16 protein-coding genes are annotated in these 15,722 nt (G+C 64.1%); 7 read left to right on the forward strand and 9 right to left on the reverse strand.

Translation table 11 applies throughout. The annotated features are described in order from the left end of the window. Positions 1 to 76: 76 nt before the first annotated feature. The 4 genes from P6U24_RS30025 to P6U24_RS30040 all read right to left on the reverse strand — a co-directional run bounded on the left by P6U24_RS30025 (position 77) and on the right by P6U24_RS30040 (position 4,038). Entirely contained in the window at positions 77 to 1,714 is a 1,638-nt protein-coding gene (locus P6U24_RS30025; protein WP_407156042.1) for a GMC family oxidoreductase, read from the reverse strand. A 75-nt stretch (positions 1,715 to 1,789) separates the two neighbouring features. Beyond that, positions 1,790 to 2,383 carry a GNAT family N-acetyltransferase gene (locus tag P6U24_RS30030; protein ID WP_407156043.1) on the reverse strand — a complete coding sequence of 198 codons (594 nt, stop codon included), beginning with the start codon at positions 2,381 to 2,383 and terminating at the stop codon, positions 1,790 to 1,792. Positions 2,384 to 2,500: 117 nt separating this feature from the next. Continuing rightward, positions 2,501 to 3,427, reverse strand: coding sequence for an SMP-30/gluconolactonase/LRE family protein (locus P6U24_RS30035; protein ID WP_407156044.1), 927 nt, complete (start codon positions 3,425 to 3,427; stop codon positions 2,501 to 2,503). A gap of 221 nt (positions 3,428 to 3,648) precedes the next feature. Further along, entirely contained in the window at positions 3,649 to 4,038 is a 390-nt protein-coding gene (locus tag P6U24_RS30040; protein ID WP_407156045.1) for a hypothetical protein, read from the reverse strand. A 136-nt stretch (positions 4,039 to 4,174) separates the two neighbouring features. Here P6U24_RS30040 and P6U24_RS30045 point away from each other — a divergent pair, with 136 nt between their 5' ends. After that, a complete protein-coding gene (locus P6U24_RS30045) occupies positions 4,175 to 4,453 on the forward strand; it encodes a hypothetical protein (RefSeq protein WP_407156046.1) in 279 nt (92 codons plus the stop codon). A 464-nt stretch (positions 4,454 to 4,917) separates the two neighbouring features. Here P6U24_RS30045 and P6U24_RS30050 read toward each other — a convergent pair whose 3' ends face one another. Beyond that, a complete protein-coding gene (locus tag P6U24_RS30050; protein ID WP_407156047.1) occupies positions 4,918 to 5,571 on the reverse strand; it encodes a glutathione S-transferase family protein in 654 nt (217 codons plus the stop codon). A 148-nt stretch (positions 5,572 to 5,719) separates the two neighbouring features. Here P6U24_RS30050 and P6U24_RS30055 point away from each other — a divergent pair, with 148 nt between their 5' ends. From P6U24_RS30055 to P6U24_RS30070, 4 genes are all read left to right on the forward strand, one after another. Beyond that, entirely contained in the window at positions 5,720 to 6,940 is a 1,221-nt protein-coding gene (locus tag P6U24_RS30055) for a polyhydroxyalkanoate depolymerase (RefSeq protein ID WP_407156048.1), read from the forward strand. A gap of 126 nt (positions 6,941 to 7,066) precedes the next feature. Then, positions 7,067 to 7,861 carry a substrate-binding domain-containing protein gene (locus tag P6U24_RS30060; protein WP_407156049.1) on the forward strand — a complete coding sequence of 265 codons (795 nt, stop codon included), beginning with the start codon at positions 7,067 to 7,069 and terminating at the stop codon, positions 7,859 to 7,861. A gap of 250 nt (positions 7,862 to 8,111) precedes the next feature. After that, the gene (locus P6U24_RS30065) at positions 8,112 to 8,738 is read left to right on the forward strand and encodes a histidine phosphatase family protein (RefSeq protein ID WP_407156050.1); all 627 of its coding nucleotides are present in this window, start codon (positions 8,112 to 8,114) and stop codon (positions 8,736 to 8,738) included. Positions 8,739 to 8,822: 84 nt separating this feature from the next. After that, a complete protein-coding gene (locus P6U24_RS30070; RefSeq protein ID WP_407160643.1) occupies positions 8,823 to 9,137 on the forward strand; it encodes an alpha/beta fold hydrolase in 315 nt (104 codons plus the stop codon). A 36-nt stretch (positions 9,138 to 9,173) separates the two neighbouring features. Here the strand turns inward: P6U24_RS30070 and P6U24_RS30075 are convergent, their stop codons facing one another. The 4 genes from P6U24_RS30075 to P6U24_RS30090 all read right to left on the reverse strand — a co-directional run bounded on the left by P6U24_RS30075 (position 9,174) and on the right by P6U24_RS30090 (position 11,417). Continuing rightward, positions 9,174 to 9,971 (reverse strand): transporter substrate-binding domain-containing protein, encoded by a 798-nt coding sequence (locus tag P6U24_RS30075; protein WP_407156051.1) that lies wholly within the window; start codon positions 9,969 to 9,971, stop codon positions 9,174 to 9,176. A gap of 158 nt (positions 9,972 to 10,129) precedes the next feature. After that, positions 10,130 to 10,339, reverse strand: a complete 210-nt coding sequence (locus P6U24_RS30080) for a hypothetical protein (protein WP_407156052.1) — start codon at positions 10,337 to 10,339, stop codon at positions 10,130 to 10,132. Positions 10,340 to 10,410: 71 nt separating this feature from the next. Then, the gene (locus P6U24_RS30085) at positions 10,411 to 10,998 is read right to left on the reverse strand and encodes a cysteine rich repeat-containing protein (protein WP_407156053.1); all 588 of its coding nucleotides are present in this window, start codon (positions 10,996 to 10,998) and stop codon (positions 10,411 to 10,413) included. Positions 10,999 to 11,264: 266 nt separating this feature from the next. Continuing rightward, on the reverse strand, positions 11,265 to 11,417 hold the full coding sequence (locus P6U24_RS30090; protein WP_407156054.1) for a hypothetical protein: 153 nt from the start codon (positions 11,415 to 11,417) through the stop codon (positions 11,265 to 11,267). On the opposite strand from P6U24_RS30090, the gene P6U24_RS30095 reads away from it, so the two are divergent. Further along, positions 11,416 to 12,528, forward strand: a complete 1,113-nt coding sequence (locus P6U24_RS30095; RefSeq protein ID WP_407156055.1) for an efflux RND transporter periplasmic adaptor subunit — start codon at positions 11,416 to 11,418, stop codon at positions 12,526 to 12,528. The two genes, P6U24_RS30090 and P6U24_RS30095, sit on opposite strands and share 2 nt — an antisense overlap. A 9-nt stretch (positions 12,529 to 12,537) precedes the next feature. Then, complete coding sequence (locus tag P6U24_RS30100; protein WP_407156056.1) at positions 12,538 to 15,693, forward strand: efflux RND transporter permease subunit; 3,156 nt, start codon at positions 12,538 to 12,540, stop codon at positions 15,691 to 15,693. Positions 15,694 to 15,722 lie beyond the last annotated feature (29 nt).

The following is a 15,722-nucleotide window of genomic DNA, read 5'->3' on the forward strand; positions in this document are numbered from 1 at the left end:
TGACTAGGTGCGCGCGGTAACAGGGACATGACCGCGCGATTAAATCTTGATGGCGATTATGGCATCACGCGGCTGCTCATGCCGACGCGATATTCGCACCGGCAAGCTGCTTGCCCATGATCAGGTCGCTGCCCTTGTCGCCGATCATCAGGGTCGAGGCGTTGAGATTGGCCGAGATCATGCGCGGCATCACCGAGGCGTCGATCACGCGCAGGCCTTGCAGGCCGTGAACGCGAAGCTGGTCGTCGACAACAGCCCAGGTGCTGTCTGCCGGCCCCATCCGGCAGGTGCAGCCGGGATGGAAAGTGGTGGTGCCGCGCTGGGTTGCAGCGGCAAGAAACTCGTCGTCGCTCTGGACTTTCGGCCCCGGGAAATCCTCATAGGCGAGATAAGGCGCAAGCGGTGCGGAGTGCATGATCCTACGCGCCAGCTTCATGCCGGCGACCACGACGCGGCGGTCAAGCTCGGCGGCGAGATAATTGGTCTGGATGATCGGCGGGGCGAACGGATCGGCGGAGCGGATGCGGACGTAGCCGCGGCTCTCGGGCCGCTGCTGCCAGGAGGCGATCGTCATGCCCGGCTCATCCTCGAGCTGGCCCTGCACGCCTTCCTTGTAGCTCGCCGGCGTGAATGTGAGCTGCAGATCAGAGCTCTCGGCCGTCTCGCCGGAATGCCAGAAGCAGTAGACCATGGTGGGCGACAGCGACAGCACGCCGCGGCGTGTCGTCGCCCATTTCAGCGCCTCGCCCCACAGGCTTAAGCCCCGCGCGAGTTCGTTGACGGTCTTGATGTTCTTCACGCGGCCGACCGAGCGCGGCGCATAGTGATCCTGCAGACCTTCGCCGACGCTTGCGAGCGCATGGCGCACCTCGATGCCGTGCTCGCGGAGCAGCTCCGGGTTGCCCACGCCGGACAGTTGCAGCAATTGCGGCGAGTTGTAGGCGCCGCCGGACAGGATCACCTCCTTGCGCGCACGGACCTCGATCGGCACGCCGCCACGCCCGCCCTTGGCATAGCGCACACCGACCGCGCGCTTGCCCTCGATGACGATCTGCGTCGCATGCGCATGGGTGCGCACCTCGACATTCGGCCTCCGGCTCGCGAGGCGCAGGAACGCGGTCGCCGACGAGACGCGCCGGCCGTTCTGGATTGTGCGCTGGACGTAGGAGACGCCCTCCTGGATCGCGCCGTTGTAATCGGGGTTGCGCGGAATACCGATGCTGACCGCGCCATCCATGAAGGCCTCGCACAGCGTGTCCTTCCATTCCATGGTGGTGACGGTGAGGCTGCCCTCGCGGCCGCGATAGGCGTCCTCGCCGAAGCCGATCCGCTTCTCCATCCGCTTGAAGTACGGCAGCACGTCCGAATAGCTCCAGCCGCGATTGCCCATCTGCGCCCAGGTGTCGAAATCCTGACGCTGGCCGCGATTGTAGATATGGCCGTTGATCGAGGACGAGCCGCCGAGCGTCTTGCCCCGCGGCGCATAGATGCTGCGGCCGCCGGTATAGGGCCCGGGCTCCTGCTGATAGCACCAGTTGATGCTCTTCATGTAGAAGGTTTTGATGAAGCCGGCCGGCAGATGGATGTAGGGATGCCAGTCGCGTGGGCCCGCCTCGAGCACGCAGACCGTGACCGTGGGATCCTCACTCAGACGATTGGCCACGACGCAGCCGGCGGATCCAGCCCCCACGATCACATAGTCGAACGTTTCCATCTTGGTCTTCTGCTCTTTTGTCGCTCACGTCGGCGAGGCGCGTAGCACGGCGCGCGCCTCGCGCAAAGGAAAGGATCAGCGCGGCTTGTCGTTGAGCTGGAAGTCGAGATGCGCCCGCACCGTCGGCCATTCCGAGGCGATGATGCTGTAGACTACGGTGTCGCGCAACGTGCCGTTCGGCGTGATCTGGTGGCTGCGCAGGATACCGTCCTGCTTGGCGCCGAGCCGCTCGATCGCGCGCCGGCTTCGATGATTGAAAAAATGCGTGCGGAACTCGACCGCGATGCAATTCAATGTCTCGAACGCATGCGCGAGCAAAAGCCGCTTGCACTGCGTGTTGAGCGCGCTGCGCTGCACGCGCCTCGCGTACCAGGTCGAGCCGATCTCGACGCGGCGGTTGGCGGCATCGACGTTCATGTAGGTCGTCATGCCCGCGACGCGCCCGTCGGCATCGAACACCGTGAACGGCAGCATCGAGCCGGCGGCGAACAGGCCGAGCCGGCGCTCGATCTCTTTTGCCATATTTTCCGGCTTGGGAATCGCGGTGTACCAGAGCTTCCACAACTCGCCATCGGCCACCGCCTCGACCAGCCCGTCGTAATGATCGCGCGATAAGGGCTCGAGCCGCGCATAGGCGCCGCGCAGGGTTACCGGTTCGAGAAAAGGCATCGAAAGTTTTCCGTCATTGCGAGGAGCGCAAGCGACGAAGCAATCCAGACTGATCTTGCCGCAGGCGCTGGATTGCTTCGCTTCGCTCGCAATGACAGTGGGACTATCACGCCCTCGTCACTTGTTCAAAAAATTCAGCGGCAAGCCCGGCCGCTTCCAGTCCATCGCAACCAGCTCGCCGCGGCCGGACAGCGTAATGTAGGCGGTCTTCAGCCCCTCGCCGCCGAAGGCGATGTTGGTGGTGACTCGGTCGCCGGTCGGCACCTGCTCGACCACAGTTCCGTCGGGCGCGATCACCGTGATGCAGCCGGTGATCAGCGTGGCAACGCAGATATTGCCATTCGCCTCCACCGCGAGCGAGTCGAACATCTGATAGCCGCCAAGGCCCGCGATCGGCTTGCCGCGCTCGCCGCGATAGATGACGTCGCGCGGTTTCACCGTGCCGGGCTCGGAGAGATCGTAGGCCCAGAGCCGCGCGGTCGGCGTCTCCGCGATATAAACGGTGGTCTCGTCCGGCGACAGGCCGATGCCATTGGCCGGCAGCACACCATGCACGCCCTCGACGATCTCCTTCATGCCCGGCTTGAGGTAATAGAACGCACCGACATCCATTTCCCGCGCCCGGCGCTTGCCGAGGTCGGAGAACCACAGGCCACCATGCCTGTCGAACACCAGATCGTTGGGCCCGCGCAATTCGTGCTCGCCGCATTTGGTGACGACGGTCTCGACCTTGCCGCTCTGCAGGTCGACGCGCTGAATCGAGCCGCCGATATAATCTTCAGGCTGCGGCCCAGGCATGATCGTGTTGCGCGTCGGAATCCAGGAGAAGCCCCCGTTATTGCAGATGTACATCTTGCCGTCGGGGCCGAGCGCAGCGCCGTTGGGCCCGCCGGGGATCTGCGCCACCACTTCCTTGCGGCCGTCGGGCCAGACCCGGGTCAGCCTGCGCCCGCGGATCTCGACCAGCACAACCGATCCGTCGGGCATCACCACCGGCCCTTCCGGAAATTCGAGATCGGTGGCAAGCACGCGCATATTCGACATCGGACGACCTCCCGAAAGCGAGCTGCAGGCCGGTTTTCCGATGACGTTCGCCTGCCTGCGGATTGTTGTGCGTCCGGTTATGGCAAAGCATACGAGGCTTGCCAAGCAATCGGCCGGCAAACGTCGCTCATTGCGAGCGCAATGCTGCTCTGCTGCAGCGTCAAGCGCGCGAGACCATCAGCGCATGTCCCGCGTGCCGAAATTGAATCGTGCCGGGGGCGCTATTTCGCACGATCCTTTGCACTGTCCTTGGCACCGTCCTTTGCAGCGGGCGGCGGCACGTCCTTTGCTGCCGGCGCGTCGGCCTTCTTCTTCAGATCGTCGGCGAGCTTCGCCTGTGCGGCCTTGAACTCCTCGATGCTCTTCTGCTGCGCCAGCGCATAGGCCTTCAGCGCCTCGATCTGACGGTTCGCGGCATCGAGCTTCTGCTGATGATCGAGTTGCAGCTTGGTGATGGTCTTCTGCAGGAAGTCGACATTGCTCTGCAGACAGGAGGTGCGCCGCTCCATCGTCTTCTCCGCCGTGCAGATCTCGATACCCGGGATGTCCTGCGCACGCGCCGGATGCGCGAGCACGACGACCACGATCGACACAGGCAGAAACACACGCATCACAATTTCCTCACCCTGTTGCCAAACACATGAAATTGCAGGGAACCGGCAGGATCGACCGAAAGATACCATACTGAGACCTCAATCGGGCATTGTGCTTGACGCTTGGCGACCCGTTTTTAGGGAGATGGACAGAATGGCTACACGCGAAAAACGGCTGGCGCAATTCGATGGCAACGGTGAACCACCGCCGGGCCAGGCGGTCGAGGTGCTGTGCGAGGATCACAGCGGCACCTATCAACTTCCGTTCCCGTGCTTCTATGTCGACGGTCAGTGGCACAACCAGGAATCCGGCGGACGGCTGGAAGCCACCGTGGTCGGCTGGCGTTTTCCGCGCATGCGCTTCGAGGAACGTGGCGGACGACACGGGCGCATCGGCCCTGTCTTCACGTCCGATCGCGTGCCCTCTTATTAGTTCATGCAATTGAGAGGAACTGCACCGCCGTGCGTTTCGACCGGGCGGATGAGGTTTCAAATTCCCTCCGCCGCGCTTTGCGCGTGCGGACGGCGCTCACGACGGGACGTGTCATGCCCGACATGCTTGCCGGAATGGCCGTCCCGCCAAATTAGTATTTGAGTACGATACGCCTTGGGCGCGCGCTGCCTCAAAACGTGACGCCGCGATGCGTCGGTCTTAACGATCGGAACGCGGCCGGAACGAATCGGGCTCGAATCGGCAGAAGCGATTCGTACGAGCCCTGTTCACGCCAGGTATCGGTGCGGGCCGAGACGACCTACCAGATGCAGGCCAAGCCCTGGGTGCGGTCGAAGCGGGCCGGACCGCAACAGGTTAAGGCTTGGACGTAAGGCTTGGCTGGACTCAAAACGAGCACGGCCTGCCTGGACGCTAGGCTGCGCTGTCCGCGCGCGCTCGCGTCTTCAATATTCGACCTCGAGCTCTTCGATCTCCGCAGGCTCGGCGCGCGCTGCCTCCACCCACGCGATCATCTCCGGCATCGCCATGATCAGATCGGCATAGGCTTTCAATCGCGGCTCCAGCCTGACGTCATAGGTCGCGAAACGGGTGACCACCGGCGCATACATCGCGTCCGCCATGCCGCGCTCACCGAACAGGAACGGGCCACCGGACTTGTCGAGGCACTCGCGCCAGATGGTGCAGACGCGGTCGATGTCGGCCTGCGCCCTGTTCCAGACCTTGAAGCCGGGAAAGTGCCCCTTGAGGTTGACCGGCAGCGAGGCGCGCAAAGTGGTGAAGCCGGAATGGATCTCGCCGCAGATCGAGCGGCAATGCGCGCGCTGGATGCGGTCCGCCGGCAGCAGGCCGGCCTGCGGGAAGGTCTCGTGGAGATATTCGCCGATCGCCAGCGTGTCCCAGATGGTAGCGCCGTCATGCCGCAGGCACGGCACCAGGATGGTCGGCGACAGCAGCAGGATTTCGGCGCGCGCCGACGGATCGTCCGGCGCGGTGACGATCTCCTCGAAGTCGAGGCCGGCGAACCGGGCCAGCAGCCAGCCGCGCAGCGACCACGACGAGTAGTTCTTGCTGCTGATGGTCAATGTCGCTTTGGCCATGTCGCTCGCCTCCCCTCGTGGTCAATGCCGCTTCGCACCCGATACCCACCGCCTTCGCGCAGCAAGCGACGTGCCAATTTTCCAGGCAGGCCGGCGCCGCTCTGGCTCCGATATTGCATGCCCAAAGCCGAGAGCGACGGACGATGCGATGGCGCTGCTGTACCAGGCCTACCAGAACCATATGGACCTGACCGAACCCTGGCGGCAGGGCGCGGCGGCGGCGCTGCGCTACCTCCATCTGCTCCCGCAAGGGCTGTCGCGGCGGGCGTGGGGGCGGCTCGCAGCGGCGCTGGAGCTGATCTCGCGTTCGTCGCTGACCTATGCGCGCCCGGCCTACGGCATTACCAGCGTCATGGTCGGCAATCATGAGGTGCCGGTCCGCGAGGAGGTCGCGTTCAAGACCCCCTTCGGCTCGCTGCTGCATTTCAGCAAGGACGGCGCGCCGGAGCAGCCGCGGGTGCTCTTGGTGGCGCCGATGTCCGGGCACTTCGCCACGCTGCTCCGCGGCACGGTCAAGACGCTGCTGCAGGACCATGACGTCTACATCACCGACTGGCACAATCCGCGCGACATCCCGCGCGCGCACGGCCGGTTCGGGCTCGACGACTATACCGAGCACCTGATTACCTTCTTAGGGAAGCTCGGGCCGCGTCCGCATATGATCGCGATCTGCCAACCGTCCGTGTCGGCGCTCGCCGCCACGGCCATCATGTGCGAGGACGATCATCCGTCGCGCCCGGCGAGCCTGACGCTGATGGCGGGACCGATCGACACGCGGATCCAGCCGACCAAGGTCAATGAATTCGCTAAGAGCAAGCCGCTCAGGTGGTTCGAGAACAATCTGATCCACTACGTGCCGATGCAGTGCCAGGGCGCATTTCGCAAAGTCTATCCCGGTTTCGTGCAGCTCGCCGCTTTCGTCTCGATGAACCTCGAGCGCCATCTCAAGCAGCACATGGACCTCGCCAATCATCTGGCGAGGGGCGAGATCGAGAAGGCGGCGAGCATCAAGACCTTCTATGACGAATATTTCGCGGTCATGGACCTGCCGGCCGAGTTCTACATCGAGACCGTGCGCGACGTCTTCCAGGAGCATCTGCTGCCGCAGGGCAGATTGACCTACAAGGGCCGGGTGGTGAATCCGGCCGCGGTGCGCCGCATCGGCTTGATGACGGTCGAGGGCGAGAAGGACGACATCTGCTCGATCGGTCAGACGCTGGCTGCGCAGGAGCTCTGCACCAGCGTGCGCGCCTTCCGCCGCGTACACCACATGCAGGCCGGCGTCGGCCATTACGGCGTATTCTCGGGCCGCAAATGGAATAACGAGATCTACCCACTGCTGCGCGACTTCGTGCACGTGAATTCGTAGTCTTCGCAGCGCACCACCGCGCTGGACGACGGTCTCCACGACAAATTCGCCGTAGCTCTCCCCAGCGAAGCACGCTATCCGACGCGCAGCCTTGATAACGCCGGCTGTCTTCGGGAGAGAAATGCAATGACCTTCGCCGCGACTATCCGCACCTTCGCACTCGGCTTCGCGACGGCCCTCGCGCTGTCTGTTTCGGCCAACGCGGCCGAGATCCATGTGATGATCTCCGGCGGCCTGACCGCGGCGGTGAAGGCGCTGGTGCCGGAGTATGAGCGCACCAGCGGCAACAAGGTCCTCCTCGCCTTCGGGCCGTCGATGGGCACCACCACGAACGCCATTCCGGTACGGCTCGCGCGCGGCGAGCCGGCGGACGTTCTGATCATGGTCGGCTACGCGCTCGGCGACCTCATCAAGTCCGGTAAGGTCAGGGAAGGCAGCCGCGTCGACCTCGTGAATTCGCCCATCGGCATCGCCGTCAAGTCCGGCAGCCCGCATCCCGACATCGCCACCTCGGACGCAGTGAAGCAGGCCTTGCTCGCGGCCAAGTCCGTCGCCTATTCCGACAGCGCCAGCGGTGTCTATGTCTCGACCGAGATGTTCGACAAGCTCGGCATCAAGGAGCAGATGAAGGACAAGGCAAAGATGATCCCGGCCACTCCGGTCGGCGAGATCGTCGCCCATGGCGAGGCCGAGCTCGGCTTGCAGCAGATCAGCGAGCTCAAGCCCGTGAAGGGCATCGACATCGTCGGCCCGCTGCCGGCCGACATCCAGAAGATCACCGTGTTCTCGGCCGGCATCGCCAGCGTGTCGAAGGAGCCGGAGGCGGGTCAGACCCTGATCAAGTTCCTGGGCTCGCCGGCGGCGCGCCAGACCATCATCGATAGCGGCCTCGATCCGATCGCGCCAGCGTCGACAAAATGAGCCAAGGCCAGGCAGCGCTCCTGCTGGATTTAACAGCGGCAAACGAGCCCGCGGCGATCATGACGACGCGGGCGCTATTTCATCCCAGATGGCGATCACATCCTCTGGAGCTGGCGACAAACATCCCCCATTCACGGGACGCCTGATCAAGCTACGGATGATATCCTTCGCGGGTGTGCCAGAGACTGCACACTCGCGCGGCGTGTTGATGCAGCGCGGACCCTCGATCAAGCCGGCCCAGGAGGGATTCATGCCCAGGACGCAACTGCTGCTGTTGTCAGCCCTGCTCGCCGTGCTTCCGTTCGCTGCGCGAGCCCAGGCTCCGACCGGGACCGCATGGCTCGATGACGTGCGCCGCGGCGGATATGTCATCGTCCTGCGCCATGGCGCGACCACGTCCGAGCCGTCGAAGGTGGACTCGATGAGCAGGCCCAATGTTCCTGCGGATCGTCAGCTCAGCGAGCGCGGCAGAGCGCAGGCCAAAGCGATCGGACAGTCGAAGCGCAAGCTGAACATCCCCGTGGGACTGGTCATGGCCAGCACGGTGCAGCGGGCGCTCGACACCGCGACGCTGCTCGAGCTCGGCGAAGTCAGGCCTATTGCCGATCTCGCCGAAAGCGGCCCTGCGATCCCTCCCGAAGAAAGCAAGCGGCGCGCCGAAGCGTTCCGCAAGCTCATTGGGACCCAGCCACCGGCCGACAAGAACGTCGTGATCGTTTCGCACAAGCCCAACATCATCGATGCCTTGGGCGAAGGCTGGTCCGACGTCCACGAAGGCGAGGCCTCGATTTTCCAGCCGGCCGGAAACGGCAGCTACAGGCTGATCACCCGCATCCAGGCCGACGGCTGGAACGCGCTGACCGGTGCGCCGCAGTAATCGAGCGCATCATGCCTCCAAGGTCGCGCAGGACGGCATCGGATCGGTCGCGACCATCTCGGCCAACCGCGTCTTCCATGCCGCCTGTCTAGCGGCGCCCCCCGAAGCGATCGGGCAGCGCCGCAACGTCCTGCTTGGTATCGGGGATTCATCGCGGCCTGCCTGATGAGCGCGGACCTGACGCCCGAGCTCGGCAAGATCAGGAAGGCCGTGCGCGTGGTCTGCGGCGAGCTCGATGCGGCGACGCCGCCGGCGCCGTGTCGGCTCTTGGCGGAGCGGATCGCCGGCGCGTCCTATATCGAGCTGCCGGGCTGCGGTCATTGCCCGCTGCTGGAGCAGCCGGACAGCTTCCTTGCGGCGATCGCGGATTTTCTGCAGCCGGCGGACGCAGCTGCCTGACTAATCAGGCCTTCGCTCCGATGACCGGGCGCTGGCTTACTGCGTGTGGATCGGGGTCTCCTTCAGACCATTATTGTCATAGGCTTTGCGCAACACGCCGTTCGAGGCCGCCTCCGTCATGTACTTGCCGACAAACGCGAGCGACTGCGGATGGTTGAGCGGCACCGCCGTGGCGGTGACCGTCTTCTTGAAGGTTTCGTCGAGCACCTTGGTGCCCGGCAGCTGCTTGGCGAGCGCGTTGAGCTGATCGCGCGACAGCGCAAAAGCCTCGATCTCGCCGGCCTTCAGCAGCCACACGATCTCCTCGAAGGTCTGATAACCGGTGACCGTTGCCTTCTTCAGATGCGCCTGGGCGCCGCGCATCGTCGTGGTGTTCTTCACCGCGGCGACCTCAGTACCCGCCTGGTCCAGCGTAGCGAAATTCGTCACCTTGGAGCCGGCCTTGACGATGTAGGTTGCGTCCGCGACCTCATAGATCGGGCCGAACGACATCTTGCTCTCGCGCTCCTTGTCTTTCGGCAGGAAGGTGACGTCCCACGTCCCCTGCGATGCAGCCTCCGTGATCTGACCGGAGTTGTCGAATGCGACATATTCAACCGGCACACCCAGCTGCTCGGCCATCGCGCGACCGAGATCGACCGGTACGCCGGCATAGCCGTTCTCGGTCTTGCTGCACCAGAACGCGCCGCCAGCCGGACTGATCGCGATCGCAACCCGCAGCTTCCCTGTCGGCGCGATCTCGTCCTTCAATCCGCCGGCATGCGCAAGGCCTGCTCCCATCATGACAACTACAACCGCAAGCGTTGCGGCACGCAGCGCACGCCAAAAGGACATGGCCTTCTCCATCGTTACACGGGTGAAACTACGCCCGCTACCATGGCGAGGCCATTCTTAAATACAAATTACTGCGCCGCACGCAAACAAATTACGACGCGCAGATTTCTTTGCGCGCCATCAATTAGCAAATCAAATCAAGCGATATCACTCGCCAATCAAACACACCGGCGCACTGCGACACCGTTCACGATGACGGTCCTGCACGCGACCGGTGGCTTACGTACAACGACCGCACCTGCGGGCCCGGCGCAGCCTGCGCGATAGACGCCGCGTGCGCACACCACCGCATTCGCGTCGGACGCGGCAAAGAACAGCGTCGCCGCCAGTGTGAAAACACCAGTCACGGCAGAAAGAGCAAAGCGCATGATGAACTCCTCGATGTCGAAATTCAGAGGTTGGGAAAATTCGGTCTCACATCGTCAAGCGCACGCAGACATCAGCGCGCCGCGAATCGCGCCAGCATGCTTCTGCAAGGCGGTGACAGCGCAGCCGCATTCGCGGCGAGACAGCGCGCGATGCGTCCGCCGCCGGGCTCGATCCCGCCACACAATGCCCGTGCATCCGCGCCGCAAGCGGCATTGACGATCCTGATCTCCTCGATCGGCCGCAACGGACGCAGCGCCAGCGCGCGCGTCGCTGGCGCCGCAGTCGTTGCCGCCGGCGCTGCGGTTGCGGCGGGAGCAGTAGTCGCGGCAGGTGCCGCCTCCGGAGCGGCCTTCGCGGCCGCTGCCGGCTTGTCTTCCGCAGCTGCCGGTGGAGCGGGTTTCGCTTCGGACGACGTGACGGCTTTCACCGCGGCCTGACACGATGAGGACAGGCTCGTCATGTTCTTCTGCAGGCATTGCAAGGCGGCGGCGCCGCCCGGTTGCACGCTGGAGCAATGCGCCATGTAGTCCGAGCGGCACGACGATTTGATGGCGTTGCGTTGAGCAGTGGTCGGCGCCTGGGCGAGGGCCTGGGTCGCCACAAGGCCGCTCGCGATAACCATCGAAATCAGCGAAAAGCGTTTGAAGCTATTTGTCATCGGAGAGATCCCAAAGGTTTTTGAAAGCCAAATACGCCGGCTGCGGAGGCAAGGGCTGCCGGCCGTTGAAAAGCATGCGCATGCATAAGACGGTACAGCCTACTAACCTGCGCTCCGCGCCCGGTCTTGGCAACTGTGAAAAATTGGGTGCGTCGCCACATTCGTGGCGGACAAATCCGTAACGGCCGACGCGCGAATTGCCGATCTTATTGCTATATCGGTTTGTATCATCTTCCGTTTCGGGTTTCGTTGCATCGCGATTGTTGCTAAAAGCCAGTGTGCTTGCTGCCGTGCTTATTTTTAAAACCATTCAGATGGACTTTGCAGATGATGCCGACGGATTCGCCATCGTGCTCCAGATCTCTGTTTGCTGAGTTTCTGCTTGGATCGCGCTGCTGGCCTGTCTTCGCGAAGCTCATGCTGGCATCGCTGCTGCTCGCCGGCTGCGAGCAGAACACGTTCCAACAGCCACCGCCGCCGAAGGTCGAAGTTGCGCAGCCGGTGCAGCGCGCCGTGACGCGCTATCTCGAAGCCACCGGCAACACAGCGCCCGTGCGCAGCGTCGACCTGGTCGCACGGGTGCAGGGCTTTCTGCAGTCTATCGACTACAGGGACGGCGACACGGTCAAGGAAGGCACCCAGCTGTTCACGATCGAGCCCGAGACCTACAAGCTCAAGCTCGATCAGGCGCAGGCAGCAGAAGCCGGCGCCGAGGCGTCGCTGAAGCAGGCCGAGGCTGACTTCCGCCGGCAATCGGATCTCGTTGCGCGCCAGGCGGTGTCGCAGGCGACGCTCGAGAACTCGACCTCTGCACGCGACAATGCGCAGGCCAATCTGCAGCAGGCGCAGGCCAACACCCGTATCGCGCAGGTCAACTACGGCTACACCAAGGTGAGCGCGCCATTCGACGGCGTCGTCAGCGCACATCTGGTTTCGGTGGGCGAGCTCGTCGGTGTCGCCTCGCCGACGCAGCTTGCGAGCATCGTCTCGCTCGATCCGATCTATGTGAACTTCACCGTCAACGAACAGGACGTGCTGCGGATTCGCGCCGAGGCGCGGCGGCGCGGCCTGACGCCGTCCGACTTCAGGCAGATCCCCGTCGAGGTGGGCCTGCAGACCGAGGACGGCTATCCGCATCAGGGCAAGCTCGACTACGCGGCGCCCACCATCAACCAGTCGACCGGCACGCTGGCCGTGCGAGGTCTGGTGCCGAACCCGAACCGTGTGCTGCTGCCCGGCTATTTCGTCCGCATCCGCGTGCCGACCGACCGTACCGAGAATGCCCTGCTCGTCCCCGACCTCGCGCTCGGCACCGACCAGAGCGGCCGCTACCTGCTGGTCGTCAACGGCGAGAACCTCGTCGAGCAGCGCAAGGTGACGATCGGACCCCTCGACGGGGGCTTGCGCGTGATCGAGAGCGGCCTCGCGCCGGAGGACCGTATCGTGATCGCCGGCCTGCTGCGGGTGATTCCCGGCCAGAAGGTCGATCCGCAGCTTAAGCCGATCGAACAATCCGCTGCCAACAAGTAGGAGCGGCCGATGATCTCCAAATTCTTCATCGAGCGGCCGGTCCTCTCCAACGTCATCGCGCTGCTGATGATCCTGATCGGCGCGGTCGCGCTGTTCAAGCTCGCCGTCGCGCAATATCCCGACGTCGTGCCGCCGACCGTGCAGGTCACGACACGCTATCCTGGCGCCAGCGCCAAGACGCTGGTCGACACCGTGGCGCTGCCGATCGAGCAACAGGTCAATGGCGTCGAGGACATGCTCTACATGCAGTCCTACAGCGGCGCCGACGGCACCTACACGCTGACCGTGACCTTCAAGATCGGCACCGATCTCAACTTCGCGCAGGTGCTGGTGCAGAACCGCGTCTCCAGCGCGCTGTCGCAGCTGCCGCAGGCGGTCCAGAACCAGGGCGTGACGGTGCAGAAGAGGTCGACGTCGATTCTTTTGTTCGTGACGCTGACCTCGCCTGATGCGCGCTACGACAGTCTCTTTCTGAGCAACTACGCCACCATCAATCTGAAGGACGAGCTGGCGCGGCTGCCGGGCGTCGGCAATGTCACCGTGTTCGGCGCCGGCCAATATTCGATGCGGGTCTGGCTTGATCCGAACAAGCTGCAGGCGCGCGCCCTGGTGCCGCAGGACGTGATCCAGGCGATCCAACAGCAGAGTCAGCAGGTCACCGCTGGCCAGGTCGGCGCACCGCCGACGCCGCCTGGGCAAGCATTTCAGTACACGCTCAACGTTGCCGGCCGGCTCGGCGATGCCAGCCAGTTCGAGGACATCATCGTCAAGACCGGCAACAACGGCGACGTGACGCGCGTGCGCGACGTCGGTTCGGTCGAGCTCGGCGCGCAGACCTACAGCCAGATCTTCTCGCTCGGCCATCAGCCCGCTACCGGCATCGGCGTGTTCCAGTCGCCCGGTGCGAATGCGCTGCAGGTGGAGCAGGCCGTCGAGCAGCGGATGGCTGAACTCGCCAAGAGTTTTCCGCAAGGCATCAAGTACGACGCGCCGTTCGACACCACCAAATTCGTCAATGCCTCAATCCATGAGGTCTACAAGACCTTGATCGAGGCCGGCGTCCTGGTGCTGATCGTGATCCTGGTGTTCCTGCAGGACTGGCGCGCGATGCTGGTGCCGGCCACCACCGTGCCCGTCACCATCATCGGCGCCTTCGCCGGCATGGCCGCGCTCGGCTTCACCATCAACCTGTCGACGCTGTTTGCGATCGTGCTCGCGATCGGCATCGTGGTGGATGATGCTATCGTCGTGGTCGAAGGCGCCGCGCACAATATCGAGCGCGGCATGAACGGCCATGATGCGGCGATTCGCGCCATGGATCAGCTGTTCGCGCCGATTGTTGGCATCACGCTGGTGCTGATCTCGGTCTTTCTGCCCGCAGCCTTCCTGCCAGGACTGACGGGCCGGATCTACGCGCAATTCGCGCTGGTGATCGCGGCGACCGCGCTGCTGTCGGCGATCAACGCCGCGACGTTGAAGCCGACGCAATGCGCGCTGTGGCTGCGGCCCGCGGTGCCGCTGGAGCGGCGCAATGTTTTCTACCGGACTTTCAACAATCTCTACGGCCGATTGGAGCGGCGCTACACGGCGCTGATCGGCCGGCTCGTCGCCCACAGCACGGCTTCCGTCATCGCAGCGCTGATGCTGATCGCAATCGGCTTCTATGGCCTGTCGCGGGTGCCGACCGGCTTCCTGCCGATCGAGGACCAGGGCTATCTCATGGCGGCGGTGCAGCTTCCCGACGGCGCCTCGCTCGACCGCACCCAGGCGGCGCTGGAGAAAGTCAGCGAGATCGCAGGTAGCACGCCGGGCGTGGCGCAGGTCATCACCATCGCCGGCATCTCCGCGCTCGACAACAGCGCGAGCCTTGCGAACGCCGGCGTCGCCTATATCGTGCTGAAGGACTGGGACTCCCGCGGCAAGGGCGAGGATCTGCGCTCTCTTGTTTATGGCCTCAACGATAAGGTGGCAGCGGTGATGGAAGCGCGCACCCTGGTGCTGCCGCCGCCACCGATCCAGGGCATCGGCAATGCCGCCGGCTTCGCCATGCAGATCGAGCTGCGCGACGGCAACAGCGACTACGCCAAGCTGCAGGCGATCACCTCGGCCGTTGTCGCCAATGCCCAGACCCAGAGCGCGCTGCAACGCGTCTCCTCGCCGTTCCGCGCCACGGTGCCGCAATTCGACGTCGAGGTCGACCGCGTCAAGACCCAGACCCTGCACGTCACAACCGACCAAGTGTTCTCCGCGCTCGCCTCCTACCTTGGCGCCTCCTACGTCAACCAGTTCAACAAGTTCGGCCGCGTGTTCCAGGTCTATGTGCAGGCCGATGCCAAATTTCGCCTGAGCGCGCGCGATCTCGAGACCATGATGGTGCGCAATCAAAATGGCGACATGATTCCGCTCGGCACGGTCGCGACGGTGACGCCGGCGGTCGGCCCCTCGCTGATCAGCCTCTACAATCTCTACCCCTCCGCCAGCGTCATCGGCCTGCCCGCCCAGGGCTACAGCTCCGGACAGTCGCTCAAGCTGATGGAGGAGATCGCCGCCAAGACGCTGCCGCAGGGCAGCGGCTTCGAATGGACTGCGATGTCGTATCAGGAGAAGGCGGTCTCGGGTCAGATCTATCTCACCTTCGGGCTCGCGATGCTGCTGGTCTACCTAGTGCTGGCCGGACAATATGAGAGCTGGTACGCGCCGATCTCGGTCATCCTGGCCGTGCCGCTGTCGCTGCTCGGACCGACCGCGGTGCTCTCGGCGCTCAAGATCGACAATAATCTCTACGTCCAGATCGGCCTGATCCTCCTGATCGCGCTGTCGGCCAAGAATGCGATCCTGATCGTCGAGGTCGGGCTCGAGCTGCACGGCCGCGACGGCAAGCCGCTGATGGAGGCCGCGATCGAGGCCGCGCGCGCCCGCTTCCGCCCGATCCTGATGACCTCGTTCGCCTTCATTCTCGGCGTGGTGCCGCTGGTGCTGGCGACTGGGGCCGGCGCCAGCGCGCGCAAGTCGATCGGCATCACGGTGTTCTCGGGCATGCTGGCGTCGACCTGCCTTGCGGTGCTGTTCGTGCCGGCGTTCTTCGTCGTGGTGCAGCGCTTCGAGAACTGGCGGACGCAGCGCAAGCGGAAGACTGTAGCCAACGAAGCTCCACTCGCCTCTTGAATCGATGAGCCCAAGATGCGTCTACGGAA

The sequence above is a fragment of the Bradyrhizobium sp. STM 3557 genome, from assembly GCF_045571465.1.
GTDB lineage: Bacteria > Pseudomonadota > Alphaproteobacteria > Rhizobiales > Xanthobacteraceae > Bradyrhizobium.

Coding starts and splice junctions, on each gene's coding strand:
- P6U24_RS30095 (WP_407156055.1), top strand. CDS start 11,416: ATGCTGGCATCGCTGCTGCTCGCCGGCTGCGAGCAGAACACGTTCCAA.
- P6U24_RS30045 (WP_407156046.1), top strand. CDS start 4,175: ATGGCTACACGCGAAAAACGGCTGGCGCAATTCGATGGCAACGGTGAA.
- P6U24_RS30055 (WP_407156048.1), top strand. CDS start 5,720: ATGGCGCTGCTGTACCAGGCCTACCAGAACCATATGGACCTGACCGAA.
- P6U24_RS30025 (WP_407156042.1), bottom strand. CDS start 1,714: ATGGAAACGTTCGACTATGTGATCGTGGGGGCTGGATCCGCCGGCTGC.
- P6U24_RS30030 (WP_407156043.1), bottom strand. CDS start 2,383: ATGCCTTTTCTCGAACCGGTAACCCTGCGCGGCGCCTATGCGCGGCTC.
- P6U24_RS30035 (WP_407156044.1), bottom strand. CDS start 3,427: ATGTCGAATATGCGCGTGCTTGCCACCGATCTCGAATTTCCGGAAGGG.
- P6U24_RS30065 (WP_407156050.1), top strand. CDS start 8,112: ATGCCCAGGACGCAACTGCTGCTGTTGTCAGCCCTGCTCGCCGTGCTT.
- P6U24_RS30100 (WP_407156056.1), top strand. CDS start 12,538: ATGATCTCCAAATTCTTCATCGAGCGGCCGGTCCTCTCCAACGTCATC.
- P6U24_RS30060 (WP_407156049.1), top strand. CDS start 7,067: ATGACCTTCGCCGCGACTATCCGCACCTTCGCACTCGGCTTCGCGACG.
- P6U24_RS30080 (WP_407156052.1), bottom strand. CDS start 10,339: ATGCGCTTTGCTCTTTCTGCCGTGACTGGTGTTTTCACACTGGCGGCG.
- P6U24_RS30050 (WP_407156047.1), bottom strand. CDS start 5,571: ATGGCCAAAGCGACATTGACCATCAGCAGCAAGAACTACTCGTCGTGG.
- P6U24_RS30085 (WP_407156053.1), bottom strand. CDS start 10,998: ATGACAAATAGCTTCAAACGCTTTTCGCTGATTTCGATGGTTATCGCG.
- P6U24_RS30090 (WP_407156054.1), bottom strand. CDS start 11,417: ATGAGCTTCGCGAAGACAGGCCAGCAGCGCGATCCAAGCAGAAACTCA.
- P6U24_RS30075 (WP_407156051.1), bottom strand. CDS start 9,971: ATGTCCTTTTGGCGTGCGCTGCGTGCCGCAACGCTTGCGGTTGTAGTT.
- P6U24_RS30040 (WP_407156045.1), bottom strand. CDS start 4,038: ATGCGTGTGTTTCTGCCTGTGTCGATCGTGGTCGTCGTGCTCGCGCAT.